Source organism: Comamonas composti DSM 21721, assembly GCF_000429845.1.
In the GTDB taxonomy this organism is placed as follows: Bacteria; Pseudomonadota; Gammaproteobacteria; order Burkholderiales; family Burkholderiaceae_C; genus Comamonas; species Comamonas composti.
Window position 1 is genome coordinate 174,899 of the sequence record NZ_AUCQ01000006.1, and the last position, 25,721, is coordinate 200,619.

Sequence of the window (25,721 nt, forward strand, 5' to 3'; positions counted from 1 at the left end):
CCTTCCAGGGGAAGCGGCGCAGCCGCTCAGGGGGTCACACCAGCCTCCCTTGATCCAGCCTCACCACCCTGTCGCAGCGCGCGGCCAGGGCCTCGTCATGCGTGACCATCACAAAGGCCGTGCCCTTGTTGCGCGCCAGCTCCAGCATCAGGCCGAAGACCGTGTCCGCCGTGCCCCGATCCAGATTGCCCGTGGGCTCGTCGGCCAGCACGCAGGCCGGGGCCGTGACCAGGGCGCGCGCAATGGCCACGCGCTGGCGTTCACCGCCCGAGAGCTCGGCCGGGCGGTGCAGCATGCGCTCGCCCAAGCCCACGGCGGCCAGCATGGCTGCGGCGCTTTCCATGGCATCGGCCTTGTCCTCGCGGCGTATGCGCAGCGGCATGGCCACGTTTTCCTGAGCGCTGAACTCGGGCAGCAGGTGGTGGAACTGGTAGATGAAGCCCAGGTGGCGGTTGCGCAGCTCGCCCTGCCTCTTGGGACTCAAGCCGTGCAGGCTCTGGCCCTGGAGCACGACCGAGCCGCTGGTCGGCGCATCCAGCCCGCCCAGCAGATGCAGCAAGGTGCTCTTGCCCGAGCCCGAGGCACCGACGATGGCCAGGGTCTCGCCGGCCCGGACCTGCAAGTCCACGCCGGACAGCACCTGCACATCGATACGACCTTCGGCAAAGCGCTTGACCAGACCTTTGGCATCCAGCACCAGGGAGTTTGCGGCGGGCGCGAAATTCTTGTCATTCATAGCGCAAGGCCTCGGCAGGGTTGACGCGGCTGGCGCGCCAGCTGGGATAGATCGTGGCCACGAAAGCCAGCACCAGGGAGATCACGCCTATGGGCACGATGTCGCTGCTTTGCGGGTCGCTGGGCATCTTGCTGATCAGGTAGATGTCCTTGGGCAGGAAGTCGGCATGCAGCAGCTTTTCTATGGCCGGCACGATGACGTCGATATTCACCGCAATGCCCAGGCCCAGCAGCAGGCCGGCCAGCGTGCCGATGACGCCGACCATGGCCCCCTGCACCATGAAGATGCCCATGATGCTGGACGGCGAGGCGCCCAGGGTGCGCAAAATGGCGATGTCGGCACGCTTGTCGGTCACCGTCATGACCAGGGTGGAGACCAGGTTGAAAGCCGCCACGGCCACGATGAGCGTGAGGATGATGAACATCATGCGCTTTTCGAGCTGCACGGCCGCAAACCAGGTACGGTTCTGCTGGGTCCAGTCGCGAATCAGCAGGCGGTCGGTAATCGTGTGCGTCAGCTCCATGGCCACGGCCGGGGCCTCATGCAGGTCGCGCAGCTTCAGGCGTATGCCCGTCGGGCCTTCGAGACGGAACAGGCGCTGTGCATCCTCGTAGTGCATCATCACCAGGGCCGAGTCGTACTCGTAGTGGCCGGAGTCAAAGGTGCCCGCCACCTGCATCTGCTTGAGGCGCGGCACCACGCCCGCAGGCGTGACCTGGCCGCTGGGCGCGACCAGGGTCACCTTGTCGCCTTCGCGCACGCCCAGGGCGCGCGCCAGCTCCACGCCCAGCACCACGCGGAACTCGCCGGGCACGAGCTTTTGCAGCACCTCGCCATTCGCGGCCGCCACATCCGTGACCTCGCCTTCGCGCGCCGGATCGATGCCGCGCACCAGCGCGCCCTTCATGTCCTCACCGCGCGCCAGCAGCGCCTGGGCTGCGACAAAGGGCGCAGCGCCCAGCACATCAGGGTTGCTGCGCGCCTCCTGCATGGTGCGCTCCAGATCCGGCAGGGCCGCGCCGTTGGGCGCAAAGATTTCGATGTGCGAGACCACGCTGAGCATACGATCGCGCACCTCTTTCTGGAACCCGTTCATCACGCTGAGCACGATGATGAGCGCGGCCACGCCCAGAGAGATGCCCAGCATGGACACGCCCGAGATGAAGGAGATGAATCCGTTGCGCCGCGTGGCACGCCCGGCCCGGGTATAGCGCCAGCCCACGGCCAGTTCATAAGGAAATTTCATGGTGCCGCATTGTGGCACTGTGCGCCTGCTGCCCGGAAACAAGTGGCCGTAAGAACATGTTCACGATCTCCTCGGCGCCGCACCAGTGCAAAGGCCCTGAACACGTTCCGGCCAGCTTCAGAGATCAGGCCATCCCGCCCGGAATGCAACGCCATGCGCCCATGGCTTGCACATTGCCCGACAATAAGCCCCATGTTCTTGACTGCACCCCTGGTTTCCTCGGCCCATGTTGATGGGCGCAATCTGGACGAATACATCATCTGCTATGCGGGCGGCCCTTCGGCGAATGCCACGGCCGCCGCCCCGGCCGACGACCCGGCCTGGGCCGGTCTGCAGTTGCCCCACCTCCAGGCCTTGCTGGCCCTGCTGAGCCCGGACACCCTGGACTCGGGCAGCGAAATGGACTTTTCCCCCCCGCATGAGCGCGCCCTGGCACGCACCATGGGCCTGCCCCACGCGCCTGGGCTGATTCCCTGGGCCGCCTGGCGACTGGGCCCGCAAGAGGGCAAGGACCAGGCCTGCGCCTTCATCACGCCCTGCCACTGGCATATCGGGGCCGACCAGGTTCGCCAGGGCGATCCCGCAGGCCTTGAGATCAGCGAAGAGGAATCGCGCCAGTTACTGGCCCTGCTCTCGCCCTGGTTCGTGGATGACGGCATCACACTGGAATATCTGGAGCCCCAGCTGTGGCTGGCACGCGGCGCACTGTTCGAAGGTCTGGCAACCGCCTCGATGGACCGCGTCATAGGCCGCGATGTACGCCCCTGGCTGCCCACGGCCGAGCAGTCACGCAGCCTGCAGCGCCTGCAAAGCGAGGTGCAGATGCTGCTCTACACGCATGTCTTCAATGATGCACGTGCGGCCCAGGGCCTGGCACCCGTGAATGCCATCTGGATCCATGGCGCAGGCAGCCTGCCTGCACAACCGGCGGCACAGACCCGTGTCCAGTGCATAGAGGATTTGCGTGCACCGGCGCTGAATGCCGATACCCTGGCCTGGCGCCAGGCTTTTGCACAGCTCGATGCCACGCTCATGGCGGGCTTGCTGGAGCGCGTGCGCTGCGGTCAGGACCTGCGGCTCACGCTGTGCGGCGAGCGCAATGCCCAGAGCTGGAACAGGCAGCCTCTGGGCTGGCCTCAGAAAATAAAGCGCCTGATCCGGGGCAATCGCATGCCGGATCTGCGCAACACGCTATAAAAATGAAGATCATCGAACGCCAGATTCCCAGCGCGCAGGCCAGTGCCCTGCAACAGGCCGGAATCCACCCCCTGCTGGCCAGGCTGTATGCGGCGCGCGGCGTGTGCTCGGCCGATGAGCTGGACGAAGCGCCGAAGAACCTGCTGGCTCCCTGCGGCCTTCTGGGCATGGACCAGGCTGTGCAACTGCTGGCCGATGCCATCGAGGCCGGCAAGAAGCTGTGCGTGGTCGCCGACTATGACTGCGACGGCGCCACTGCCTGCGCCGTGGCCTGGCGCGGCCTGCGCATGCTGGGCGCGCAAAACCTGAGCTTTCTCGTCCCCGATCGCGTGGTCGACGGCTACGGCCTCACGCCGCCGATTGCTCAGCGCGTAAAGCAGCTGGGCGCCGATGTGCTGATCACCGTGGACAACGGCATTGCCAGCGTGGAAGGCGTGGCCGAGGCCAAGGCCCTGGGCCTGAGCGTACTCGTCACCGATCACCACCTGCCCGGCGAACACTTGCCACTGGCCGATGCCATCGTCAACCCCAACCAGCCGGGCTGTGGCTTCGAGAGCAAGTCCATGGCCGGCGTGGGCGTGATGTTCTACGTGCTGCTGGCCCTGCGCACCGAGTTGCGCACGCGCGGGCGCTTCGACAAGAGCAGCCAGCCCCGCCTCGAAAGCCTGCTGCCCCTGGTGGCGCTGGGCACGGTGGCGGATGTGGTCCGGCTGGACGCCAACAACCGCCGGCTCGTGGCCCTGGGCCTCAAGCAGATACGGCGCGGCCAGATGCAGGCCGGGCTACAGGCCTTGTTCAATGCGGCCGGCCGCAAATGGGCCGTGGCCGCGACCTTCGACTTCGGCTTTGCACTGGGCCCGCGCATCAATGCCGCAGGCCGCCTGGCCGACATGACGCTGGGCATCGAGTGTCTGATCACCGACGATGCAGGCCGCGCAGCCCAGCTCGCACAGATGCTGGATGCCATCAACCGCGAGCGCCGTGAGATCGAAGGCGGCATGCGCGAGCAGGCCTTTTTGCTGGCCGAAGGCCTGTGCACCGACGGCATGACGCCGCCCGCAGCCGTCAGCGTGTTCGACCCCGACTTCCATGAAGGCGTGGTCGGCATCGTCGCTTCGCGCATCAAGGACCGCATGCACCGCCCCTGCTTTGTGTTCGCAGCCAGCGCCGCACCCGGCCGCGAGCATGAACTCAAAGGCTCGGGCCGCTCCATCCCGGGCTTTCATCTGCGCGATGCGCTGGACCTGGTCTCCAAGCGCCATCCGGGCCTGCTGATGCGCTTTGGCGGCCACGCCATGGCCGCAGGCTGCACGATTGCCGAGGCCGATTTCTCGCGCTTCGAGCAGGCCCTGGCCCAGGTGGCCCAGGAATGGCTGGATGCAGCCACGCTCACGCGGCGCCTGGAAACCGACGGCCCCCTGGACCCCTGCTTTCTGAACCCCGAGATCGTGGAGAACCTCAACCTCCAGGTCTGGGGCCAGGGCTTTGCCCCGCCCACCTTCAGCGAGGAGATGCAGGTGCTGTCCCAGCGCCTGGTCGGCGAAAGACACTTGAAGCTGCAGCTCAGCCATCGGGGAGAGATGGTGGACGGCATCTGGTTCGGCCACACCGACCCTTTGCCCAACTCGGCCCATATTGCGTTTCGCCTGGACATCAACGAATGGCGCGGAGAACGCAAGGTGCAGTTTCTGATCGAGGGCATGCATTCCGAGAGCCTTTGAGGCGCAAGCGCTCAAAGGCACGCATGGCAGACGCGGTATTGGGCTCATGCCGTCTGACTCCATGCCTAGAATCCCGCCCAATCAAAAAAGGAATTTGGAAATGATTTGTCGCACCTGGACTTTCACCCTGGCAAGCATGGCACTGGCTGCCGGCCTCGCTGGATGCAGCACCACCGAACAGTCCAGAGCACTGGAGACGAGCAAGCCGGCCTCTGCCGCCAGCAGCTACCAAGGGCCGCGCAGCCCCATCTCCGTCGGCAAGTTCGATAACCGCTCGGATTTCCAGCGCGGCATTTTCTCGGACGGCGTGGACCGCCTGGGCAGCCAGGCGCGCACGATCTTGATCACCCATTTGCAGCAAAGCGGACGCTTCAGCGTGCTCGATCGCGACAACCTCTCGGAGACCAGGCAGGAAGCGGGCTTTAGCAAACAGGCCCAGAACATCAAGGGTGCGGCCTATGTGGTGACCGGCGATGTCAGCGAATTCGGCCGCAAGGTGGTCGGCGACCGCCAGTTGTTCGGCATTCTGGGCCGGGGCAAGGAGCAGGTGGCCTATGCCAAGGTCAGCCTCAACATCGTGAATGTGCAGACTTCGGAGGTGGTTTACTCGGCCCAGGGAGCGGGTGAATACAGCCTGTCAAGCCGCGAAATCGCGGGCTTTGGCAGCACGGCCAGCTATGACTCCACACTCAACGGCAAGGTGCTGGATCTGGCCGTGCGCGAGGCCGTGGACAAGCTGGTGGCCGGCGTGGAGAGCGGCGCCTGGCAGATCGCCCGATGAAATCCGTACTCGCCCGTGCAGCATTCGTGCTTGCCCCCTTGCTGCTGGCGGGCTGCGCCAGCCCCAGCCCGGCGCTGTACACCTGGGGCAATTACCAGACCCAGCTCTACAAGCATCTGAAGGATGACGGCAGCAGCCCCGAGGAGCAGTTGTTCCAGTTGGAGGAGATGCAGCAAAAGGCCAGGGCCAGCGGCCAGGCTCTGCCTCCCGGCTATCGTGCCCACATGGGGCTGCTGTACGCCAAGCTCGGCAATCACCAGCAGGCTGCTTTGCAGCTGTCCGAAGAAAAAAGAGCTTTCCCCGAGTCCGCAGTCTTCATGGACTTGCTGCTCAAGACCTTCACGCCCGCCAAGAGCCGTTAATGCGCACGCCAATCTCCACCAGACTTCTGACTGCGGCCTTGGCAGTCCTTGTGACGGGCTGCGCCAGTGCTCCCGGCTATGACTACTCGGCATTGCGCCAGGCCAAGCCCGCCTCCATCCTGGTGATGCCAGCGCTCAACCAGTCTCCCGATGTCACGGCCCCGGCCGGCGTGCTGTCCCAAGTCACGCTCCCTCTGGCCGAGGCCGGCTACTACGTGCTGCCCGTGAGCCTGAGCATGGACATGTTCGCGCAAAACGGCATGCATACGGCCGAAGATGCCCAGGCCCTGCCCATTGCCAAGCTCAGGGAGATCTTTGGTGCCGATGCAGCCCTGTACCTGGACATCCGCGATTACGGCACCAGCTATGCCGTGCTCTCGAGTGCATCCGTGGTCACCTTGAGCGCCCGCCTTGTGGATCTGCGCACGGGCCGGCAACTGTGGGACGGCAACGCATCGGCCTCCAGCGCCGAAGGCCGCAACACGGGCTCAAGCCTTCTGGGCCTGCTGGTCACAGCCCTGGTGACTCAAATCCTGGAGACCATGAGCGAAAGCAGCCTGGAAGTTGCGGCCATTGCCAATCAGCGCCTGCTGTCCCCAGGCCTGCCTGGCGGCCTTTTGCACGGGCCGCGTTCGCCCGAATACGGTAAACCTGCACCCTGAAAAACTCGGACACGGACCCAAAACTACAATGCTGGGGTGCACAAAACCTATTTGAATGCTGACCTGCATTGCCACTCCGTGATCTCGGACGGCACGCTGACTCCCGAGCAGCTTGCCAGACGGGCTGCAGACCGAGGCGTGCAACTGTGGTCCCTGACCGACCATGACGAAATCTCGGGCCAGGACAGGGCCATGGCTGCGGCCCGGGAATGCGGCCTGGACTATCTGACAGGCACGGAAATCTCGGCCAGTTTCGCCGGCAATACGATCCATATCGTAGGCCTGGGGTTCGATCATAGAAATCCGGCGCTGCTCGAAGGCTTGCACTCGATCCGCCACGGACGCGCGCCGCGGGCCAGGCAAATGGCCGAGGCACTGGAGCAGGCCGGCATACCGGGCAGCTATGAGGGCGCACTGCGCCATGCAGGCAACCCCGAGCTGATTTCACGCACCCACTTCGCCCGCTTTCTCGTCGAGGCAGGGCATTGCAGCGATACCTACGAGGTCTTCAGACGCTATCTGGCCGAAGGCCTGCCCGGCTATGTGCCCCATAGCTGGGCACGGCTGGGCGATGCCGTGCGCTGGATCACGGGTGCCGGCGGCGTGGCCGTGATTGCCCACCCCGCACGTTACGAACTCTCGGCCAATGAGGAATATGCGCTGTTCTATGAGTTCAAGACCCATGGCGGCCAGGGCGTCGAAGTCGTCACCGGCAGCCACAGACCCAGCGAATATGCGACTTATGCCGACATGGCCCGCGAGTTTGGCCTGGCGGCCTCGCGCGGCAGCGACTTTCATAGCCCCGAGGAGTCCCATACCGACCTCGGATCGCTGCCCGCCCTGCCCTCGCAGCTCACGCCCGTCTGGGAGTTGCTAGAGAAACGCGTGATCCGCGCCTGAGCTCCTGTGGACGACTCCTCCCGCTCATTTGCATCCACCCACTCCCCCACATGCCATGGTCCAACGCTTTGAAGTCCATCCCGAAAACCCCCAGCCCAGACTGCTCAAGCAGGCTGCCGACATGCTGCGTCAGGGAGCCATCCTGGCCATTCCCACGGATTCGAGCTATGCGCTGGCCTGCCACCTGGATGACAGAGCCGCCGTCGAAAGACTGCGCCGCATACGCCAGATCAATGACAAGCACCACCTGACCTTGCTGTGCAGGGATCTGTCAGAGCTGGCCAATCATGCGCGTGTGGACAATCGCCAGTACCGGCTGCTCAAGCTCGCAACGCCCGGGGCCTATACCTTTATTCTTGAAGCCTCCAAAGAGGTGCCCAAACGCCTGAGCCACCCCTCTCGCAAGACCATAGGCCTGCGCGTGCCCGAGCACAAGACGATCCAGGAGCTCTTGACCCAGTTGGGCGAGCCTCTGATCGCCACCACCTTGATCCCTCCGGGCGAGGTCGAGCCCTTGCATGATGCCGATGACATCCTGGCTCACTTCCCACATGAGCTCGATGCCGTGATCGATGCCGGCAGTTGTCCGGCCCAGCCCACCACGGTCATTGACCTTGTTCCCATGTCCCTGGGCAATGCCCCACAGGTGCTGCGCCAAGGCCGCGGCCCACTGGATGCTCTGGGTCTGAACCTGGATTGAGCGCGACTCTCGCCGCTCCAGACACCTTGCCTGGCCGTTCGACTTGAACCGGCCGAGGCAAGACATCTGCCCCCGATCTTCGGCTACCAGGTTGAACCGATGCCATCAACGGCGCCAGGCCCCTGAACAGACCTACTGACCAGGCCTCGATCCAGGCTGGACATGCTCCAGATCTCGATAGCTGTACGAGCCATCCAAGCCGCCGGTGGCTCCATGTCGAGTTCTTGACACAGATCACCAGGGGCTTTTGTCCAAGCAATCAAAATAATTTGTAACTATTGGTGCACAAAAATTCAACTGCAACAGACAGCAGGCCTCGAAGTATCAAGGTGGATGTCCATGTCGATGAACAACCAACACACGCCCTTGAGCTTTCCTGCCCGAACCATCTTTGCCCTGCGTCACCATCTGGCAATGTAGGATAAACCTTTCACAATAAACGTCAGCATGCTGATAATGCCACCCTATGGGAAGCCAAATTACTTCCCGAATCTTGCTGACGGTTTCGTGTCTCTTTTGAAATAAAACAAATAATCACAATTGAGTAACAATATTTAACTTTCGCATAAAACCAATTAATCAAAAGCAAGTCCTCACCCTCAGAAAGAAGCGCAGACGCTGGATATACGTCGGCTTCTCGAAGCAAGGATCTTGTTGTCTGAGACAATGCCTGCCGTGGATACAAGCAACCTAATACAGACTGTTCTCATATACGCCCTGCCCGTTTTGTATGCAATTACCGTGCACGAGGCGGCGCACGGCTATGCTGCACGCCATTTTGGCGACCATACGGCTGCAATGATGGGGCGAATCACGCTCAACCCGGTCAAGCACATCGACCCCATCGGCACCATCCTGATGCCGATACTGCTGTACTTTGCGACCTCCGGTGCGTTTCTGTTCGGCTATGCCAAGCCCGTACCCGTGCGCTTTGACCAATTGCGCAACCCCAAGCGGGACATGATCTGGGTGGCCCTGGCCGGCCCTGCATCCAACTTCGTCCAGGCCGTCCTCTGGGCTGCACTGTTTTGGCTGTTGCAAGCCCTGGGAGTCAAAGAGCGCTTCTTCCTGGAGATGTGCAGCGCAGGTGTCTTGGTCAATCTGATCATGTGGGCCTTGAACCTGTTCCCCATTCCTCCGCTCGATGGTGGCCGCATTCTGATCGGCCTGCTTCCATGGCGCCAGGCCCAGCTTCTGGCGCGCATAGAGCCATGGGGTTTCTTCATCGTCATGGGCCTGGTCATCGCAGGCCTGATGGGCAGCCTCTGGCTTCAGCCACTGGTCTACCTTGGCCATACGGCGATCAATCTCATTTTGGCCCCGCTGATCTGGCTATTGCGCTGAGTGCGCAGAGTCACGTTTTGCTTCGAGCTTTGTTACGATTCTTTTTCATGAGCAGCACACGTTTTCTTACAGGCATCACACCCAGCGGCACCCCCCATCTGGGCAATTACGCAGGCATGCTGCGCCCAGCCATCGCAGCCAGCCGCACTCGCGAGGTCGAGAACTTCTACTTTCTCGCCGACTACCACGCACTCATCAAGTGCCAGGATCCTGCGCGAGTGCAACGCTCCACGATAGAGATCGCAGCCAGCTGGCTCGCCGCAGGTCTGGACCCCAAGCATGTCACCTTCTATCGTCAATCGGATATTCCAGAGATACCCGAGCTGTGCTGGCTTCTAACCTGTGTCACCGGCAAGGGCCTGCTGAACCGCGCCCACGCCTACAAGGCCGCCGTAGACAAAAACCAGGCATCAGGCATCGAGCCTGACGATGGAGTGACTGCAGGCCTCTTCATGTACCCAGTTCTCATGGCTGCGGACATTCTGATCTTCAACGCCCACAAAGTGCCTGTGGGCCGGGATCAGGTGCAACACATAGAGATGGCGCGCGATATGGCATCGAGCTTCAACCATCTCTACGGCAGCGAGTTCTTCATCCTGCCCGAAGCCCAGGTAGAGGAAAACGTGGCGACCTTGCCCGGTCTTGACGGACGCAAGATGAGCAAGAGCTACAACAACACCATTCCTCTGTTCGCTTCACGCGAGCAGCTCCGAAAGCTCATCAACAGCATCACCACCGATTCGCGCATGCCGGGCGAGCCCAAGACGGTCGAAGGATCCGCTCTGTTTCAGATCTACCAGGGCTTTGCGAGCGAAGCAGAAACCGAGGACTTGCGCCAAGCCTATGCCGACGGCATCGCCTGGGGCGATGCCAAGCAGATGCTGTTTGAGCGCATAGATCATGAGCTGGCGCCCATGCGCGAACGCTACGAGCATCTGATTGCCCATCCCGAAGAGCTTGAGGCGATCTTGCAGGCCGGAGCCGTCAAGGCCAGGCGCCTGAGCACGCCTCTTTTGCGCGAGCTGCGCTCGGCTGTTGGCCTGCGCAGCCTGGTTCAGGCGTCCACGTCAAGCAAGCCCAAGGCGAGCAAGCAGGCCCTGCCTCAGTTCAAGCAATATCGCGAAGCGGACGGCCGCTTTTACTTCAAGCTGCTAGCAGCCGATGGCCGGCTGCTGCTGCAAAGTCTGGGCTTTGATGCGCCCAAGCTGGCAGGCCAAGCCATAAGCCAGCTGCAGCGCGAAGGAGCCCAGGCCTTGAAAAATCTGCAGCCACACCTGCAGGCCATTGATGGTACGGATTCGCAGCAGATTCTGGCAGCCTTGGAACTGCTGAGTCAGTCTTGCGAAACCTGATGCCTTAAGAGCAAGTAGCGTCGGAGAAGCGGCAGGCAAAGCACTTCCGCCCCGATTGGTGTTTTAGCAACACAGATGTGAGAGGAAAAACGCATGCGCATAGCTGTCCTGGACGATGATCCCCTGCAACTAGAAATGCTGCGCCAAGTCGCACAGGCAGCAGGACATAGCTGCCTCACCTACCAGACCGGTAGCGCCCTTCAACTGGAGCTCCGCCGCGAAAGCTTCGACCTGCTGATTGTGGACTGGCACCTGCCGGACATGAACGGCACGGACGTGGTTCGCTGGGTTCGCGAACATGTCAGCCGCGACATGCCTGTCATCATCGTGACCCATCGCAGCGAAGAGGCCGACATCATCGAAGGCCTGTCCTGTGGGGCAGACGACTTCATGATCAAGCCCGTGCGACAAGGCGAATTGCACGCGCGTATTGCAGCACTGCTTCGCCGGGCCTATCCGACCTGCATACAAAGCGTGCTTGAGTTCGGCCCCTACCGCTTTCTCACGGTCAACAACAGCCTGGAGGTCAACGGCGAGCCGGTGGAAGTCACGCACCGCGAATATATGCTGGCACTGACACTGTTCCAGAACCGTGGTCGCCTGCTGTCACGCGATCACTTGCGCGAAGCTGTCTGGGGGCATAACGCCGAAGTGCAGTCCCGCTCCCTGGACACACATATATCGCGGCTGCGCTCATTGCTGAACTTGCGAGCCGGCCAGCCTTATTCAATCAGTGCGGTCTACGGGTACGGATACCGCCTGGACGTCCCTGACGAAGCCATGTCGGCCTCTAACGTTGCAGCCTTATGAGACCTTCCCCTGGTTGCATGCCCCATGCCTCCTCCACCCTCCAATTCAGGCTGAGCAGCAGCCTCTCGATCTGCACTCTGCTGGTATTGGGCTTGTCGGTGGGTGGCACTGCGCATGCTCAAATCACCCCACAGCCGCTGAACAGCCAGACGGATGGGGAAGTCATCGCACACCGAATCTCGCCAGGCGATACTCTGAGCCAACTCGCAGACCGCTACCTCGGCGATCATCAGCTCTGGCCGCTGCTGCAGCAAAGCAATAACAACGTCAATCCCTATCGCCTGAAGCCTGGATCGGCCCTGACAGTTCCCATGCGATTGCTGCACATGGCCATGGCCTCGGTGGAGTTCGTACAGGGAGATGCTCATGCCACACGATCCAGCATTGAAGCCAATGCCCTGCCTGTCTCAGCTGAGCCGCTGCACAAAGGTCAGAGCCTGCAGGAAGGTGATCGCCTGCGTCTGGCTGAGAATGCATTTGTCGCCATCCGTTTGGCCGACGGCTCGCTGGTTCGCATTCAATCCGAATCCGACCTTCAGCTCAGACAGATGCGTCAAAAAGGGCGAGCAGGCAACCTGGAGTCGGTTCTGGATCTTCGCTCAGGCAGCGTAGAAGTCTCGTCCCCTCCCATGCGCAACCCGCCTCCACGCCGCCTGGAAGTACGCACTCCCGCTGCCACCACAAGTGTCAGAGGCACGCATTTTTCAGTGCACGCCAATCCATCCGGCACCACCAGCGCCACGGTCGACAAAGGACTGGTTCTGGTGTCCTCGGACAAAGCCGAGCATAAGCAAGCCCTGCTGCGACCGGGCCTGCAGCTCGTGGTTGCGGCCAATGGTCACCTGGAGTCGCCTCGACACATGCTGACCGCACCTGACCTGTCGAATTGGCCTTCACTGACAGAAGACTCGCAATGGCTCAGCCTTCCCCTTCCCTCCGTTGAAGGAGCCGTGGCCTACCAGGTTCAGTTGGCCCAGGACGAGGAGCTCAGCACCGTGCTGCGCAGCGACGTCTTCAAGACATCGCCGATACGCTTCACCGACATCGATGATGGCGAATATCTGCTCTCGGTACGAGGCCTCGATACCCAGGGCATTCCTGGCCAGCCCAGCCACCGCAAAATACGCGTCAAGGCCCATCCCATTGCACCGCTATACGAAGCACCTGTGGCCGGAGCCACGATAGGCATTGGAGAGAGTGGCTTGCGCTGCACCAAGGTTGCGCAGGCCAGCCGCTACCGCATCCAGGTCGCGGCTGCAGGAGGTGCCCAGAGCTTCGTCCCACTGATAGATGTCTCGGATCTCACCGACTGCGAACTGGCAGCCTCTGCGCTAGGCCAGTTGCCTGCCGGCGACTATCTGTGGCGCACGGCCAGCCTGCGGAAACTAGCGGACGGCAGCTTCGACCAAGGGCCTTTTGCCACGCCTCAGGCCATGCGTCTGGCCTCAGTTCCAAGCAGTGCACTGCAGTTCAGTGAAGCTCAAGACCATATCTATTGGAATGGCGAAGCCAGCCATAGCTACCGCGTGATGGTTGCCACAAATGCGGAATTCTCCAGCCTTCTGGTCGATACCTGGGTCGACAAACCGCAGTGGCGTACGGCAAACCTGCCCTCGAACCAGTATTTTCTGCGCCTACAAGTGAAAGACGGCAACGGACTCGTCAGCGCCCCATCACCCGCTTACACGTTCCAGGTCGGCGACTGGATCGTTAGCTCCGATGGACAACGCTGGAACACTGGCAGCGGGGAGATACTGCAACGCCAGTAAGGTTGGTACGACGTATCCGTCAATACGTCGTACCCAAAACAGGCCTCCAAGACTTGCACATCCTCTTTGCCAATCCAGGAAGCTTGCGAGCAGCCGGTGTTTGCATCAGACCGCATTTGAAACCAACAGGTATCTGGATACTAGACAACGACTGAAAAATACCAACTGGACCTTCTCAGGTCGCAACAGCCCACGTGCCACATAACCCGCCACAGCATGTCCCGCCAGCTCCCATGGCCTCTCCTGCTCCAGCCCTTCCGCCAACACGCAAACGCGGCATGTCTCTGGGTAAGGAATGGTTGTTGCTTGCAGTCAGTCTGTTGTCTTTGGTGTATTGGCTCAGCGGCCCAGGCCAGCTTGAGCGCATCAACAGCCTGGTTCAGGATACGGTCAGTTGGCTACACCAGCCCAAGGCATCGTCTCATATCATCATCATTGCCATAGACGATGCCAGTATTTCTGCCATAGGGCGCTGGCCGTGGCGCCGTGCCCTCCACGCAGGCCTGATCGAACACTTGAGTGCGGCCCAGCCTCGTGCCGTTGGACTCGATGTCGTGTTCAGCGAAGATGACTGGGACTATCCAGCCGACGACTGGCTTCTTGCTCAGGCCTTGCTGCATAACGGTCGCGTCGTTTTACCCGTGGTGCGCTCAGAAGGGCTCACCTCCAGCCAGGCGACCGCACCGCTACCTTCCTTGCGTGAGGCCGTCGCTGCGCTAGGCCATACCCAGCTGGCCGTGGACGCTGATGGCGTGGTACGCAGCTTTTATGCGCTGGAGGGCCCTGCATCCAATCCCTGGTGGCATATGGCCCAGGCGCTGCAGTGCGTTGGCAGGACCGGCCATGGCTGCGCTCCCGCACACCTTCCCGAAAGCGAGGCCGCTTCCTCTCGCTGGATTCGCGCTCAGCACTCCATCGTGGCTTTTGCACATGCGCATGCAGACCACGACCGAGAGTGGAGCTCACCATTCACCACATATTCCTACATCGATGTGCTGCGGGGAAATATTCCCAACGCGGTCTTTCGCGACAAGTATGTGCTCGTAGGCACCACGGCCTCCGGCCTTGGCGAGAAGCTCTCGGCCCCCTTGAGCATAGGAACACGTCCCATCTCCAGCATAGAAATGCTGGCCCATGTGCTCAACGGCAATCTTCAGGGTCAGCATTTGAGAGCCTCCTCGGCAACTCTGGACAGGATTCTCAACCTGACCCCTGTCCTGCTGGCCTTGCTGGCTCTGGCCTGGGTCGGCCCATCGGGTGGCATGCTCGCCTGTGTACTGCTAACGCTGATCAGCCTTCTGCTCGCGGGGCTGGCACCGCGGCTATGGCTGATCCAGACTGCGCCTGCTGCAGGCCTGGTGGACCTGGCTGTGGCGTATCCACTTTGGAGCTGGCTGCGATTGCGGGCAGCTGCAAGTTTCTTGCAGTTGGAGCTGCAAGACCTGCAGGGCCAGGGTCTGCCGGCCATGCCAAATACGCCCAGACGTGGCGACTTGATGGACCACCGAATCACGGCTGTCGAGCAAGCCTCACGCCAGCTGCGTTCGCTGCATCACTTCGTCAGCGAAAGCCTGCGCCAACTACCCTCGCCAACGTTTGTCTGCGATCGACAGGGCTGGGTTCTGCTGACCAACACCACAGCTCATGCCTATGCCCAGGCCCGCGGCTGGAAGCTGCAAATCGGCGACTCGCTACCGCAGTTGCTCAAGGACCTCAAGACGCCTGCCACCGATACCACGCCTCCCCAGATCCTGTTGAGCAGCGCAACCCTGGAAGGAGGGAGCTTGCCACGCCATAGCGAAGTGCAGGATGCCCAAGGCCACAGCCTGATCGTTCTAGCCCAGCCCTTCGATGCACCGCCAACCCAGGGCTGGCTGATTACACTGGTAGACATCAGCGAACTGCGCAGTGCCCAGAATCAGCGCGATCAGGCCATGCAGTTCATCTCCCACGACATACGCGCGCCGATCTCGTCCATCATCACCTTGCTGGAGATGCAGCGCCACGCCCCACATACCAGCGAAGCTACACGCACTGCCTTGCTCTCACGCATAGAGGGCTATGCACTGTCTTCGCTCCAGCTTGCGGACGACTTCGTACACCTATCCCGCGCCCAACAGCAGGTCATACGCCGAACCTGCCTGGATCTCGGCCATCTGCTGGAGCAAGCCATAGATCAGTGCTGGCCCCAGGCCACCGCCAATCAAATACAGCTACTGTCCATGCCCCTGGAGCAGGAAGCCGAGATCTTGGGCGATGCGGGGCTGCTGCAGCGAGCCATCGTCAATCTCATCAGCAATGCCATCAAATACGGTCACCCCACCGACCCGAAGCAGCCGGCCGTGGTCGAATGCATGCTGCACGACGAAGGGCAGCACTGGCGGCTTACCATCCGCGATCATGGTCCGGGCATGGACGCCCAATCCGTGGCCCGCTTGAGCCGGCCATTCGAGCGCCTCGAACAGCATCATGGAATGGATGGTGTCGGCCTTGGCCTGGCCCTGAGCCGTACGGTAGCTATGCGTCATGGAGGTCAGCTGGAAATCAGCAGCATCCAGGGCAAAGGCAGCTGCTTCAGCCTGCTCCTGCCCCAAGCAAGCACCCAGCAGGAGGATCCGGAACACCGCACTGAGGCGGTGCCAAAAGAAAAGCCTTGAAGTCCAAAGACTCCAAGGCTTGAATATGGTGCGGCTGGCAGGAATCGAACCCACGACCCCTTGGTTCGTAGCCAAGTACTCTATCCAGCTGAGCTACAGCCGCAACGCTTCGCATTGTAGCAGCCGTCCAGGGCCGTTTTGAATGAAATGCAAAAAATTGGATTGATCCCAAAAAAGAGAGAGCTCAACGCCGCAGCGACAGGGTATTGGCTGAAGGGGAGGAAGTGGCACCGGCCTCACCACGCATGCTCTCCAAAGCCTTTAATTCATGCTGCAAGTCCACCAGAGTCTCCAGTTCGCGCTGAAGCTTGGCTTCCCGCTTCTTGACCTTGTCACTGCGCCCCTCGGCCCGATACTCACGAATTTCTTCCATGAGCTCATCGACCTCCTTCTGCTGCTCTTCGACCTGCTTCCGTTTGCTTCCAAGCACGCCCTCATCATTGCAGCGGCTTTGAACTCTGGCCAGCGCCCTATTCAGCCCACGCAGACGATAGACGTTTCCGTACTGCCTTGCGTTTTCCATCTGCCACTTCAACTCTTCGACCTTGCGCTCGCACAAAGAGCTTTGGGCATGGGCATTGAACACCATGGCACTCAAAAGCAGCAGCAACATATGATGAATCGTCCTCATCGCACCTATCCTTTCAAAAACCAGACATCAGGAGTCTTGCGCCTGATGTCAGACAAGTGTCTAGGAAAAATCTTATTCCCGCTCTGCAGCCCGGCTTATCGCCACAGCACAGATCGCAGCCGGCGGCCCCAAAGCCCGCCCCCATGCCAAGCTTATGAGCTGACTTTCCAAGACTGAGTTGCATGCCAGCGCCTTGCACTGTGCCCAGCAAGCATTCATCGGTAATGCCGATGTGCAATCCACCCAGACCTGGTTGGGCGGTGCTGCCATTTCGGACTACGGCTTGAACACGTTCAAAGCCAACCGCTGGATTGCAGGCTTGGTGCGCTATACAGTCAGTTCCGGGGCAAGAGTTGTGAATGGTTCACAGCACTCGTGCTCGGTTTTTTAGCAGCGATGCGCCTGCCCAAACTCGGCAGCAAGGTGGAAAACTTAATCAGGATTTGCACGTATGCACAAGTTGTTGAGGCCTGTGTATACAGGAAATCTTCGCCGGCATATCAACAAAAGCCTATCCATGTCTGCAAAGCCCCTGCCCCCTTTCGACACAACCAGCATGCCCCCGGCCATTGAGGCGACCTGCGCCCGCCTTGCCTCGCCAGACACAACGTCACCCTTTACCGTACTGGTTGTCGAAGACCAGGCTGCCGTGCGTGCAAGCCTTGTGTCCGAACTGCGGCTGGCTGGCATTTCTGAAATAGTCGAAGCCGACAACGGCCAAGCGGCACTGGAGCTGTTCAAGAAGCACCGTCCGGACCTGGTTCTCCTCGACATAAGACTGCCTGGCGAAGATGGCTACTGGGTAGCACGACATCTGCGCGAGGCCGAGCCTGGAGAGTGGACGCCGATCATTTTCCTCTCGGGGCTCAACAACGATCTCGACGTCTGGCGTGGCATAGAGGCCGGCGGTGACGACTATCTGGTCAAGCCCGTCAAGCCCATTGTTCTCGTCGCCAAGCTGCGCGCCATGCGTCGGCTGCTGGATATGCGCCGCCGGCTGACTGCCATGTCGGCCGAGCTGCACCAGGCCAACCTCAAACTCAACGCCATGGTCGAGCTCGACATGCTGACCGGCCTGGTCAATCGCCGGGGCCTGGACCGCATTCTTCACCAGGAAATCGCCGCCGCTCGCCGCAGAAACGAGCCCTTGACACTCATGCTCTGCGACCTTGACCACTTCAAGTGCTACAACGACACCTACGGCCATGTGCAAGGCGACGAATGCCTGCGCAAAGTCGGCACCCTGCTGCGCGAGATCTGTGTACGCCCGCGTGACGTTGCTGCACGCTATGGCGGAGAGGAGTTCGCGCTCATTTTGCCGTTCACACCACGCTCCGGCGCCATGACCTTTGCTCGTGCTCTCGGGCAGATGCTGCGCCGCCTGGCCTTGCCCACTCCCAACGGCTCGGTTCTCACCCTGTCGGGCGGCATCACCACCTGCATCCCCGACGAATACACCAGCACCGAGTCCATGCTGATGCGCGCCGACCAGGCCTTGTATGCGGCCAAGGCCCAAGGGCGCGACCGCTTCTTCAGCTTCGAGATGCAGATGGACACCGTTGAGCAGCGGCGCATGTGATTCCCAGGGTCGTGCTCACGATCTCCATGCCGGCGCTGCGCCGAGAAGATCGCAAACATGTTCCAAGCCGGCTTGGCGCACATCTTTTTTCGCCTTTTCTCGCGCAAAAAATCGGGGTTGCGAAGTACGGCATGCTGCACGACCGTACGATGGCGGCTATTTATCTGCTGCGATCCATGTGTTCGTCAATGCACCTTCACCCCGTTTTTTCAAGTGCCTGAATTTATGCGCCGTCTCCAATCCCATTTGCCCGAGTGGATGCTCGAATGGCTCGAGCTCATAGTCCCCGGAGCCCAGATTCTTCTCATCGTTTTCGCGGCCTGGCTGCTCAACCGCATGGCTCGCCGCCTCATCGCCCGTGCAGCCAGCCACTACGACCTGCCACACGAAATCACGGTGACCTTGCGCAGCCTGTTTCGCTGGATTCTGATCGCGGCCACCATCCCTCTGGTTCTTGAACGTCTGGGCGTCTCAGCAACGGTGCTGTGGACAGCCTTCACAGGTTTTGCCACCGTGGGCGCGGTTGCCTTTTTTGCAGCATGGAGCGTGCTGTCGAATCTGTTTTGCGCCCTGCTCATCATCATCGTCGGGCCTTTCAGGCTGGGCGACTACATCGAGGTACTGGACACGGCCGAAAAGCCGGGAGCCAAAGGCCGTGTCGTGGATTTCAACATGCTCTACATCACTCTTGAGGATGCGCATGCCCCAGAGGGCACCCCGAATCTGCTGCAAATCCCCAATTCGCTGATTTTCCAGCGCGTTCTGCGCCGCTGGAAGGGCGGCTTGCCGGTTCCCGAGTTCCACGGCCCCGCCCCGGCCGTGGCCTCCGACACAGCAATCGCTGCGCCCCCCGAAGCCGCCACTGCGCCAAAGGCCCAGGCCTGAAGCAGCGCTCCACATGCCGCAGCCGGGCTGCGCCGCAATGCCGCCCAGGCTCTTTTCAGCCAGCCTGATTTTCAATAGTGCTGGGGCACCAGCATGTCGTCGGAGACTGGATGGCGGATGTAATCCGCATGCCGCACGCGCTCGGGCAGGGTGATTTCGGGGCGCTGCACCTCGCTGTAGTCGAACTGCGACAGCAGATGGCGTATGCAGTTCAACCGTGCCTGTTTTTTGTCGTCGGCGGGCACCACCCACCAGGGCGCTTCGGGGATGTGGGTGCGCTCCAGCATGGTCTCTTTGACACGGGTGTAGTCTTCCCAGCGGCGGCGCGACTCCAGGTCCATGGGTGACAGCTTCCACTGCTTGAGCGGGTCGTGGATGCGGCCCAGAAAGCGCAGGTGCTGTTCCTCGTCGGTGATGGAGAACCAGTACTTGATCACGCGTATGCCCGAGCGCACCAGCATGCGCTCGAACTCGGGCACGGAGCGGAAGAACTCCTCGTACTCATCGTCCGAACAAAAGCCCATCACCCGCTCCACGCCGGCGCGGTTGTACCAGCTGCGGTCGAACAGCACCATCTCGCCCGCGGCCGGCAGGTGGGGTACATAGCGCTGGAAGTACCACTGCGTGCGCTCTCTGTCATTGGGCGCGGGCAGGGCCACCACGCGGCATACGCGCGGGTTCAGGCGCTGGGTGATGCGCTTGATGACACCGCCCTTGCCTGCGGCATCGCGCCCCTCGAAGAGGATGACGGCTTTTTGCTTGGTACTGGCCACCCAGTCCTGCAGCTTGACCAGTTCGCCCTGCAGGCGAAACAACTCCTTGAAATAGGCCACGCGCGTGGCATGGCTGCCGACCGCAGCAGGTGGCGCACCCGGCGTCAGGGGCAGCCCGCCCGTACGGTCTTCAATCTCCAGCTCCAGCTCTTCGTCCAGGCTGTCCAGCAGGTCGCTCTCTATGCGACGCAGCAGTTCTTCGCGGTTGTCCCAGTTCATTGCCTACCTTGTTGGCTCGCCGCGCGGGGGCGCGACAAGCCGCCGAGCCTAGTGCCTGTCTGCGTCAGTTTCATGACAAGCCATGCTTCACTCCTGCCGCCCTCGGCTCTCCACATGCGCAGGCAGCTCAGGGCTTGCGCGGCCTGACCTTGCTGGCCGCGAGCTTGGCATTGGTGCGGGCCTGCTCCACATCGGCCGCACGCGCCAGGGCCACGCCCATGCGGCGCTTGACAAAGCTTTCGGGCTTACCGAACAGGCGCAGATCGGTACCGGGAATGGCCAGGGCCTCGTCCACGCCATCGAACACCAGGCCTTCGGCATCCTGGCCGCCATAGATCACGGCACTGGCGCCAGGGTTGCGCAGGCTGGCGTCCACAGGCAAACCCAGAATGGCGCGCGCATGCAGCTCGAATTCGCTTTGCCATTGCGTAGCCAGCGTCACCAGGCCGGTGTCGTGGGGGCGGGGCGAAACCTCGCTGAACCAGACCTGGTCACCCTTCACAAACAGCTCCACGCCAAACAGGCCCAGGCCGCCCAGGTTGTCGGTCACGGCCTTGGCGATCTGCTGCGACTTCAGTTGGGCTGCGGCCGACATGGGATGGGGCTGCCAGCTTTCCACATAGTCGCCGGCCTGCTGGATATGGCCCACTGGCGCGCAGAAATGGGTTGCGATCTGGCCATCGCGGCCCTTGGCCCGCACGGTGAGCTGGGTGATTTCGTAGTCGAAGTCGATAAAACCTTCGACGATGACGCGGCCCTTGGCCACGCGGCCACCGGCCATGGCACAGGTCCAGGCGGTGGCCACATCGGCCGGGCCGTCGAGCTTGCTCTGGCCCTTGCCCGAGCTGCTCATCACCGGTTTGACCACGCAGGGATAACCAATGGCGGCCTGACCGTCGCTCCCGTCAATGGCTGCCTGCAGCTCGGCCAGCGAGTCGCAAAAGCGGTAGGGGCTGGTGGGCAGGCCCAGGGTTTCGGCGGCCAGGCGGCGAATGCCTTCGCGGTCCATGGTCAGCCGCGTGGCGCGGGCCGTGGGGATGACGGTGACCACACCTGCGGCCTCCAGCTCCTCCAGCATGGGCGTGGCAATGGCCTCGATCTCGGGCACCACCAGGTCGGGCGTGGTCTCTTCAATCAGCGCCTTGAGCTGTGCCGGGTCGCTCATGGTGATGGTGCGCGCATGGTGGGCCACCTGGTGGCCGGGCGCATTCTCGTAACGGTCCACGGCAATGGTTTCCACGCCCAGGCGCTGCAGGGCGATCAGCACTTCCTTGCCCAGTTCGCCGCTGCCCAGCAGCATGACTTTGGTGGCTTGGGGGGTGTAGGGGGTTCCTAAGGTGGTCATGAAAAAATCCAGCGGTTGGCGTGAGAACGGCGAAACCCTGGATCATAGGTGCCCACGATGGCCCATGGAGGCCCACGGCCCATGAGCCGCTGGGCCTACCAGCCCTCGCCCAGCAAGATGCTATCGAAATAAAAGCGGCTGATGCTTGATGGCAAAGCGCTACAGCCTTTTTCAGCACGCATCAGCGCATGACGGAATAGTGTTTGATCCGGCAAGGCCCTCGGTCTTTGCATTCCCCATCCAGATAGCGAAACCGCACCCGCACGGTCTGTCCAGGTTTGGGCCATTGGCGGCGCGGCAGCATGCTTTGGTAGTCCTCGGTTTCAGGGCGAAAGCTCAGGGCCGTTCCCTCTTGCGGGCATTCCGCAGCATTGGGCGTGCTGCTTTCCTTCACCCGGGTTTGCAGCTCGGCCGGGTTGTTTTGCTTGTCTCGCAATTGCACCTGCAGATCGCAAATCTTCCACTCTGCGGCCTGAGCTGACGGGCTCAGGCTGCACACCATGGCGATGAAAAAGCCCGCCACCCATGGCTGTCGTGTGAGACGTTCCGGCATGGTCTCTCCTTATTTCACATGCAAGGCCTGCTCCAGATTGCGCCGGGCTGCGGCCTCCAGGCGCTCGCGAAATACCGGCGTGCTGTAGATGGCATCACGCTCCATGAAAGACTGCAACACGGCGCGGCGTTTGGTGCGGTAGATCAAGGACGGCACCCAGCGGTACTCCGCGCGTATCTGCTGCTCGTACTCGGCAAAGCGCGGGGCATCGGCAGCCAGAATGGCCAGGTCGATATCCACCAGCAACCGGGCATCGGGCTGCTGCGGCTGGGCCGCATGGCAGGTGGCCATGATCAGGCTGTGTACGCGCTGCACCGCTGCCTCGTCTACCTCTTGCGCCCGCATCACCTTGGCAGCCCAGTCGGCACTTTGCAGCTCGTTGTCCTTGGCCTGGGGCTGGTAGACCGCATCGTGAAACCACAGCGCCAGCTCCAGCTCGCCTGGGCGCTGCGCCTGGATCAGCACGGGCTCCAGCAGTGCCAGCATTTCCTGCACATGCTGCAGCGTGTGGTAGCTGCGCTGTGCCTCTTGGTAGGCGGCCAGCAGGCTGTCCAAAACAGCCTGGGGCGCAGGCATGCCCAGCGCGGCCCAGGCGCGTTGCCAGGATCGGACCAGCATGCCGGTGTCGGCTACATGCTGACTTACCGGCTGGCTCACAGTACTGCGCCGCGCAGGCCAGATCATTCAGGCCTCTGCGTCCAGGTATACATGGTCAAAAAAGGCACGCTCCAGCGCCACGGCGCGGGCGAAGAAGCTTGCGGCCTCGGCACTGGCCGCTGCGTCCAGTTGCCGGCCCACGCGGTCCAGTTCGCTGCGCAACCAGCCCACAAAGTCGCGGAAGAAGTCATTGGCGTGCAGCGTGATCCACTCCGCATGTTCAAAGCGCGCAGGCAGCGGCAGCTGTTGCTTGGCGGGCTGGTCGGCCCAGTCCAGGTACAGGCCTTCGGCCACGGCCAGCACGGCAATGCAGTTGGCGTAAGAAAGGCTTTGTGCGGCCTCGTACATCAGCTGCTGAAAAGCCTGTGTCTGGGGGGTGAGCACCGGTGTCAGGCGCTGCTCCTGGTCCACGCCCAGCACGTCAAAGCTGCGCAGGAAATAGGTGTTCTCGTCGCTGGTGATCATGGCCGCGAACTGCGACAGGCGCACGCGCGGCGCAAACACATCGGCACTGGCAATGGCCGCGCCCAGCAGGGCCACAAAGCGGTTGATGAACTGGTAGTCCTGCACCAGATAGTGGCGCAGCACGGCGTCGTCCAGGCTGCCGTCAAAGATCTCATCGACAAAGCGGTGCTGTACGCAGGCATTCCAGTCGCTGATGCTGGCCAGGCGCAGTTGTTCGGAAAAGCCTGGGGAAGTCTGATCGGAAGTCATCAATAGGTTCTCAAAAAATCCAGGTCCTGAATTCAGGGTTGAAGAGACTGCCTGCACAAGGCTATTGCGTGCGTCACCGCATCCCAACGGCTCATGCTGGCTCGCCCAGGGAAATACCGATGTCACGCGCCATCGTGAGCAGGCCATGCCCTTCGGGAATGGTGCGCTGGGTATTGGCCACGCTGGCGATCTCCACGCTGCCTATCCTGCCGCTCTGCAAGGTCACCATGTGGCCGAACTGCCCGGCCAGCACCAGCCGCGCCGCATGGTGGCCGAACTGCGTGGCCAGTACACGATCGAAAGGCGTGGGGTCGCCACCGCGCTGCACATGGCCGAGCACCGTGGTTCGCACCTCGCTTCTGAGCAGAGGCTGCAGGCGCGCGCGCAACACATGGCCTATGCCGCCCAGTCGCACGGGATCCGGGCTGTGCTCCACGCGTTCGCGCACCGTGAGGCTGGCACCGCTTTCCTTGGCCCCCTCGCCTATGCAGATGATGGTGTAGCGCTGGCGCTGCTCGCGCTTGCGGCAAACTGCGGCAATGCTCTGCAGGTCGTAGTCGATCTCGGGCAGCAGGATGATGTCGGCCGCACCCGCAATGCCGGACTCCAGCGCCAGCCAGCCGGCGTGGCGGCCCATGGTCTCGACAATCATCACCCGGTGGTGGCTGTTGCCCGTGCTCTCGATGCGGCGCAGCGCCTCGGTAGCCGTTGCCACGGCCGTGTCAAAGCCAAAGCTGCGCTCGCAGTAGGCAATGTCGTTGTCTATGGTCTTGGGCACGCCCACGCAGGCAAAGCCCGCGCGCTCGGCCAGGCCGTGGGCCAGGCTCATGGTGCCGTCGCCGCCAATGGCCACCACCACGTCCAGGCCCAGCGCGCGCACATTGCGTGCCACCTGCTCCGCCGTGGGCTCGTCGCGCAGCGGATTGGCGCTGTTGCTGGTGCCCAGCACCGTGCCGCCCATGTGCAAAATACCCGAGACCTGATCCCACTCCAGCGGCTTGACACGAGGCTGGGCCTCCATCAGGCCTTCAAAACCATCGGCAATGCCCAGCACCTCACACTGGCCATGGTTGATCAGGGATTTGGTGACCGCTCGGATCACCGCGTTCAGGCCTGGGCAATCGCCGCCGCCGGTTAGCACGCCAACGCGCATCTGTGTCTTTCTTGTCGGACAAGACCGCATCATCCCATAGACAAGCCATGACAAGACGCCCGACAGCACCTGCTCTGCGTGCTAGCGCTGCGTCCCCCAGCGCCTCACCGTGAGCCGCTCCAGCGTATGAAAGCCCAGCACCTCGACCAGCAGCCCGATGACGATGACGGTCAGTAGGCCCGCGAACACCTTGTCCGTATAGAGCTCGTTGCGGTTCTGGAAGATATACCAGCCCAGGCCGCCCTGACCCGAGGACGCGCCAAACACCAGCTCGGCCGCGATCAGCGTGCGCCAGGCAAAGGCCCAGCCTATCTTGAGGCCGGACAGAATCGCGGGCAGCGCGGCCGGCACCAGAATCTGCAGCACATAGCGCAGGCCCTTGAGGCCGTAGTTGCGGCCGGCCATGCGCAAGGTCTCGGGCACGGCCTGAAAGCCCGCATACGTGTTCAAGGCCATGGGCCACAGCACGGAATGCACCAGCACGAACAGCAGGCTGCCCTGCCCCAGGCCGAACCACAGCAAGGCCAGCGGCAGCAGGGCAATCGCGGGCAAGGGGTTGAGCATGCTGGTCAGCGTGGCCAGCAGATCACGCCCCAGCTGGGTGGAGACGGCCAGCGAGGTCAGCACCAACGCCGCCGCCATGCCCAGCACATAGCCCTGGGCCAGGACCCACAGCGACCTCCCGGACTTGGCCGGCAGCTCGCCACTGCCCCAGTCTTCGGTCAGGGCCTGCAGCGTGGCGGTAAAAGACGGCAGCAACAACTCGTTGTCCTGCCACAAGGCCACGGCCTGCCACAGGCCGGCCAGCATGGCCAGGATCAGCGTGCGGCGCACGGCCGCCATGCTCCACAGGCGCGCCAGCCAGGGCAGGGAGCGCACGGGGTCGATGCCGTCCAGGGGGACGAGTTCGCGCTCGTACTCGGCGCGTATGGGCGGGGTCGCCACAGGGGTCTGGAACGAAGGGCTCATGGGCTT

General features: G+C 62.1%; 25 protein-coding genes and 1 tRNA gene. 15 read left to right on the plus strand and 11 right to left on the minus strand.

The window, feature by feature from the left end; all coding sequences use genetic code 11:
- Window positions 1–34 precede the first annotated feature (34 nt).
- Both lolD and G486_RS0105775 read right to left on the minus strand, forming a co-directional pair.
- The gene (gene lolD / locus G486_RS0105770) at window positions 35–736 is read right to left on the minus strand and encodes a lipoprotein-releasing ABC transporter ATP-binding protein LolD (protein ID WP_027014683.1); all 702 of its coding nucleotides are present in this window, start codon (window positions 734–736) and stop codon (window positions 35–37) included.
- Window positions 729–1,982: a lipoprotein-releasing ABC transporter permease subunit gene (locus G486_RS0105775; protein ID WP_027014684.1), complete on the minus strand. Its 1,254-nt coding sequence runs from the start codon at window positions 1,980–1,982 to the stop codon at window positions 729–731. Before G486_RS0105775 ends, lolD begins: the two co-directional genes overlap by 8 nt.
- Before the next feature lie 192 nt (window positions 1,983–2,174).
- On the opposite strand from G486_RS0105775, the gene G486_RS0105780 reads away from it, so the two are divergent.
- From G486_RS0105780 to G486_RS21625, 12 genes are all read left to right on the plus strand, one after another.
- Window positions 2,175–3,179 (plus strand): phosphoglycerate mutase, encoded by a 1,005-nt coding sequence (locus G486_RS0105780; RefSeq protein WP_027014685.1) that lies wholly within the window; start codon window positions 2,175–2,177, stop codon window positions 3,177–3,179.
- Between the two features lie 2 nt (window positions 3,180–3,181).
- Window positions 3,182–4,900: a single-stranded-DNA-specific exonuclease RecJ gene (recJ, locus tag G486_RS0105785; RefSeq protein WP_027014686.1), complete on the plus strand. Its 1,719-nt coding sequence runs from the start codon at window positions 3,182–3,184 to the stop codon at window positions 4,898–4,900.
- 100 nt (window positions 4,901–5,000) lie between these two features.
- A complete protein-coding gene (locus tag G486_RS0105790) occupies window positions 5,001–5,681 on the plus strand; it encodes a CsgG/HfaB family protein (protein ID WP_027014687.1) in 681 nt (226 codons plus the stop codon).
- Entirely contained in the window at window positions 5,678–6,043 is a 366-nt protein-coding gene (locus tag G486_RS0105795) for a DUF4810 domain-containing protein (RefSeq protein ID WP_027014688.1), read from the plus strand. Before G486_RS0105790 ends, G486_RS0105795 begins: the two co-directional genes overlap by 4 nt.
- Window positions 6,043–6,705, plus strand: a complete 663-nt coding sequence (locus tag G486_RS0105800; protein WP_027014689.1) for a DUF799 domain-containing protein — start codon at window positions 6,043–6,045, stop codon at window positions 6,703–6,705. Before G486_RS0105795 ends, G486_RS0105800 begins: the two co-directional genes overlap by 1 nt.
- A 36-nt stretch (window positions 6,706–6,741) precedes the next feature.
- Window positions 6,742–7,605 carry a 3',5'-nucleoside bisphosphate phosphatase gene (locus G486_RS0105805; RefSeq protein ID WP_027014690.1) on the plus strand — a complete coding sequence of 288 codons (864 nt, stop codon included), beginning with the start codon at window positions 6,742–6,744 and terminating at the stop codon, window positions 7,603–7,605.
- Window positions 7,606–7,660: 55 nt separating this feature from the next.
- Window positions 7,661–8,305, plus strand: coding sequence for an L-threonylcarbamoyladenylate synthase (locus G486_RS0105810; protein WP_027014691.1), 645 nt, complete (start codon window positions 7,661–7,663; stop codon window positions 8,303–8,305).
- Between the two features lie 666 nt (window positions 8,306–8,971).
- Window positions 8,972–9,649 (plus strand): site-2 protease family protein, encoded by a 678-nt coding sequence (locus G486_RS0105815; protein WP_034386747.1) that lies wholly within the window; start codon window positions 8,972–8,974, stop codon window positions 9,647–9,649.
- A gap of 47 nt (window positions 9,650–9,696) precedes the next feature.
- Window positions 9,697–11,001, plus strand: a complete 1,305-nt coding sequence (locus G486_RS0105820; protein ID WP_027014693.1) for a tryptophan--tRNA ligase — start codon at window positions 9,697–9,699, stop codon at window positions 10,999–11,001.
- Window positions 11,002–11,094: 93 nt separating this feature from the next.
- The gene (locus tag G486_RS0105825) at window positions 11,095–11,811 is read left to right on the plus strand and encodes a response regulator transcription factor (RefSeq protein ID WP_027014694.1); all 717 of its coding nucleotides are present in this window, start codon (window positions 11,095–11,097) and stop codon (window positions 11,809–11,811) included.
- A gap of 17 nt (window positions 11,812–11,828) precedes the next feature.
- A complete protein-coding gene (locus G486_RS0105830; protein ID WP_084455072.1) occupies window positions 11,829–13,580 on the plus strand; it encodes a FecR family protein in 1,752 nt (583 codons plus the stop codon).
- 302 nt (window positions 13,581–13,882) lie between these two features.
- Complete coding sequence (locus G486_RS21625; protein ID WP_245587253.1) at window positions 13,883–16,237, plus strand: CHASE2 and HATPase_c domain-containing protein; 2,355 nt, start codon at window positions 13,883–13,885, stop codon at window positions 16,235–16,237.
- A 26-nt stretch (window positions 16,238–16,263) separates the two neighbouring features.
- On the opposite strand, the gene G486_RS0105840 is transcribed toward G486_RS21625, so the two are convergent.
- Together G486_RS0105840 and G486_RS21630 are read right to left on the minus strand one after the other, a co-directional pair.
- Window positions 16,264–16,340, minus strand: a tRNA-Arg gene (locus G486_RS0105840).
- Between the two features lie 81 nt (window positions 16,341–16,421).
- Entirely contained in the window at window positions 16,422–16,868 is a 447-nt protein-coding gene (locus tag G486_RS21630) for a DUF1090 domain-containing protein (protein ID WP_084455074.1), read from the minus strand.
- 517 nt (window positions 16,869–17,385) lie between these two features.
- Here G486_RS21630 and G486_RS0105855 point away from each other — a divergent pair.
- Genes G486_RS0105855 through G486_RS0105860 form a run of 3 tightly spaced genes read left to right on the plus strand, consistent with a single transcriptional unit; the run spans window position 17,386 to window position 19,332 of the window.
- The gene (locus G486_RS0105855; RefSeq protein WP_027014697.1) at window positions 17,386–18,447 is read left to right on the plus strand and encodes a diguanylate cyclase domain-containing protein; all 1,062 of its coding nucleotides are present in this window, start codon (window positions 17,386–17,388) and stop codon (window positions 18,445–18,447) included.
- A gap of 11 nt (window positions 18,448–18,458) precedes the next feature.
- Window positions 18,459–18,668 (plus strand): hypothetical protein, encoded by a 210-nt coding sequence (locus G486_RS24400; RefSeq protein WP_211233754.1) that lies wholly within the window; start codon window positions 18,459–18,461, stop codon window positions 18,666–18,668.
- A gap of 4 nt (window positions 18,669–18,672) precedes the next feature.
- A complete protein-coding gene (locus G486_RS0105860; RefSeq protein ID WP_027014698.1) occupies window positions 18,673–19,332 on the plus strand; it encodes a mechanosensitive ion channel family protein in 660 nt (219 codons plus the stop codon).
- Between the two features lie 71 nt (window positions 19,333–19,403).
- Here the strand turns inward: G486_RS0105860 and ppk2 are convergent, their stop codons facing one another.
- The 7 genes from ppk2 to G486_RS0105895 form a co-directional block, all read right to left on the minus strand.
- Complete coding sequence (gene ppk2, locus G486_RS0105865; protein ID WP_027014699.1) at window positions 19,404–20,324, minus strand: polyphosphate kinase 2; 921 nt, start codon at window positions 20,322–20,324, stop codon at window positions 19,404–19,406.
- A gap of 127 nt (window positions 20,325–20,451) precedes the next feature.
- A complete protein-coding gene (purT, locus tag G486_RS0105870; protein WP_027014700.1) occupies window positions 20,452–21,669 on the minus strand; it encodes a formate-dependent phosphoribosylglycinamide formyltransferase in 1,218 nt (405 codons plus the stop codon).
- A 181-nt stretch (window positions 21,670–21,850) separates the two neighbouring features.
- Entirely contained in the window at window positions 21,851–22,222 is a 372-nt protein-coding gene (locus G486_RS0105875) for a hypothetical protein (RefSeq protein WP_051303189.1), read from the minus strand.
- 9 nt (window positions 22,223–22,231) lie between these two features.
- Window positions 22,232–22,840: an HD domain-containing protein gene (locus G486_RS0105880; RefSeq protein WP_027014702.1), complete on the minus strand. Its 609-nt coding sequence runs from the start codon at window positions 22,838–22,840 to the stop codon at window positions 22,232–22,234.
- Between the two features lie 66 nt (window positions 22,841–22,906).
- The gene (locus tag G486_RS0105885) at window positions 22,907–23,593 is read right to left on the minus strand and encodes a TenA family protein (RefSeq protein WP_027014703.1); all 687 of its coding nucleotides are present in this window, start codon (window positions 23,591–23,593) and stop codon (window positions 22,907–22,909) included.
- A 91-nt stretch (window positions 23,594–23,684) separates the two neighbouring features.
- Window positions 23,685–24,746, minus strand: a complete 1,062-nt coding sequence (locus tag G486_RS0105890; protein WP_027014704.1) for a 6-phosphofructokinase — start codon at window positions 24,744–24,746, stop codon at window positions 23,685–23,687.
- Between the two features lie 81 nt (window positions 24,747–24,827).
- Window positions 24,828–25,715, minus strand: a complete 888-nt coding sequence (locus tag G486_RS0105895) for an ABC transporter permease (protein WP_027014705.1) — start codon at window positions 25,713–25,715, stop codon at window positions 24,828–24,830.
- Window positions 25,716–25,721 lie beyond the last annotated feature (6 nt).

Coding starts and splice junctions, on each gene's coding strand:
- lolD (WP_027014683.1), bottom strand. CDS start 736: ATGAATGACAAGAATTTCGCGCCCGCCGCAAACTCCCTGGTGCTGGAT.
- G486_RS0105775 (WP_027014684.1), bottom strand. CDS start 1,982: ATGAAATTTCCTTATGAACTGGCCGTGGGCTGGCGCTATACCCGGGCC.
- G486_RS0105780 (WP_027014685.1), top strand. CDS start 2,175: ATGTTCTTGACTGCACCCCTGGTTTCCTCGGCCCATGTTGATGGGCGC.
- recJ (WP_027014686.1), top strand. CDS start 3,182: ATGAAGATCATCGAACGCCAGATTCCCAGCGCGCAGGCCAGTGCCCTG.
- G486_RS0105790 (WP_027014687.1), top strand. CDS start 5,001: ATGATTTGTCGCACCTGGACTTTCACCCTGGCAAGCATGGCACTGGCT.
- G486_RS0105795 (WP_027014688.1), top strand. CDS start 5,678: ATGAAATCCGTACTCGCCCGTGCAGCATTCGTGCTTGCCCCCTTGCTG.
- G486_RS0105800 (WP_027014689.1), top strand. CDS start 6,043: ATGCGCACGCCAATCTCCACCAGACTTCTGACTGCGGCCTTGGCAGTC.
- G486_RS0105810 (WP_027014691.1), top strand. CDS start 7,661: ATGGTCCAACGCTTTGAAGTCCATCCCGAAAACCCCCAGCCCAGACTG.
- G486_RS0105815 (WP_034386747.1), top strand. CDS start 8,972: ATGCCTGCCGTGGATACAAGCAACCTAATACAGACTGTTCTCATATAC.
- G486_RS0105820 (WP_027014693.1), top strand. CDS start 9,697: ATGAGCAGCACACGTTTTCTTACAGGCATCACACCCAGCGGCACCCCC.
- G486_RS0105825 (WP_027014694.1), top strand. CDS start 11,095: ATGCGCATAGCTGTCCTGGACGATGATCCCCTGCAACTAGAAATGCTG.
- G486_RS0105830 (WP_084455072.1), top strand. CDS start 11,829: ATGCCCCATGCCTCCTCCACCCTCCAATTCAGGCTGAGCAGCAGCCTC.
- G486_RS21630 (WP_084455074.1), bottom strand. CDS start 16,868: ATGAGGACGATTCATCATATGTTGCTGCTGCTTTTGAGTGCCATGGTG.
- G486_RS0105855 (WP_027014697.1), top strand. CDS start 17,386: ATGTCTGCAAAGCCCCTGCCCCCTTTCGACACAACCAGCATGCCCCCG.
- G486_RS0105860 (WP_027014698.1), top strand. CDS start 18,673: ATGCGCCGTCTCCAATCCCATTTGCCCGAGTGGATGCTCGAATGGCTC.
- ppk2 (WP_027014699.1), bottom strand. CDS start 20,324: ATGAACTGGGACAACCGCGAAGAACTGCTGCGTCGCATAGAGAGCGAC.
- purT (WP_027014700.1), bottom strand. CDS start 21,669: ATGACCACCTTAGGAACCCCCTACACCCCCCAAGCCACCAAAGTCATG.
- G486_RS0105875 (WP_051303189.1), bottom strand. CDS start 22,222: ATGCCGGAACGTCTCACACGACAGCCATGGGTGGCGGGCTTTTTCATC.
- G486_RS0105880 (WP_027014702.1), bottom strand. CDS start 22,840: ATGCTGGTCCGATCCTGGCAACGCGCCTGGGCCGCGCTGGGCATGCCT.
- G486_RS0105885 (WP_027014703.1), bottom strand. CDS start 23,593: ATGACTTCCGATCAGACTTCCCCAGGCTTTTCCGAACAACTGCGCCTG.
- G486_RS0105890 (WP_027014704.1), bottom strand. CDS start 24,746: ATGCGCGTTGGCGTGCTAACCGGCGGCGGCGATTGCCCAGGCCTGAAC.
- G486_RS0105895 (WP_027014705.1), bottom strand. CDS start 25,715: ATGAGCCCTTCGTTCCAGACCCCTGTGGCGACCCCGCCCATACGCGCC.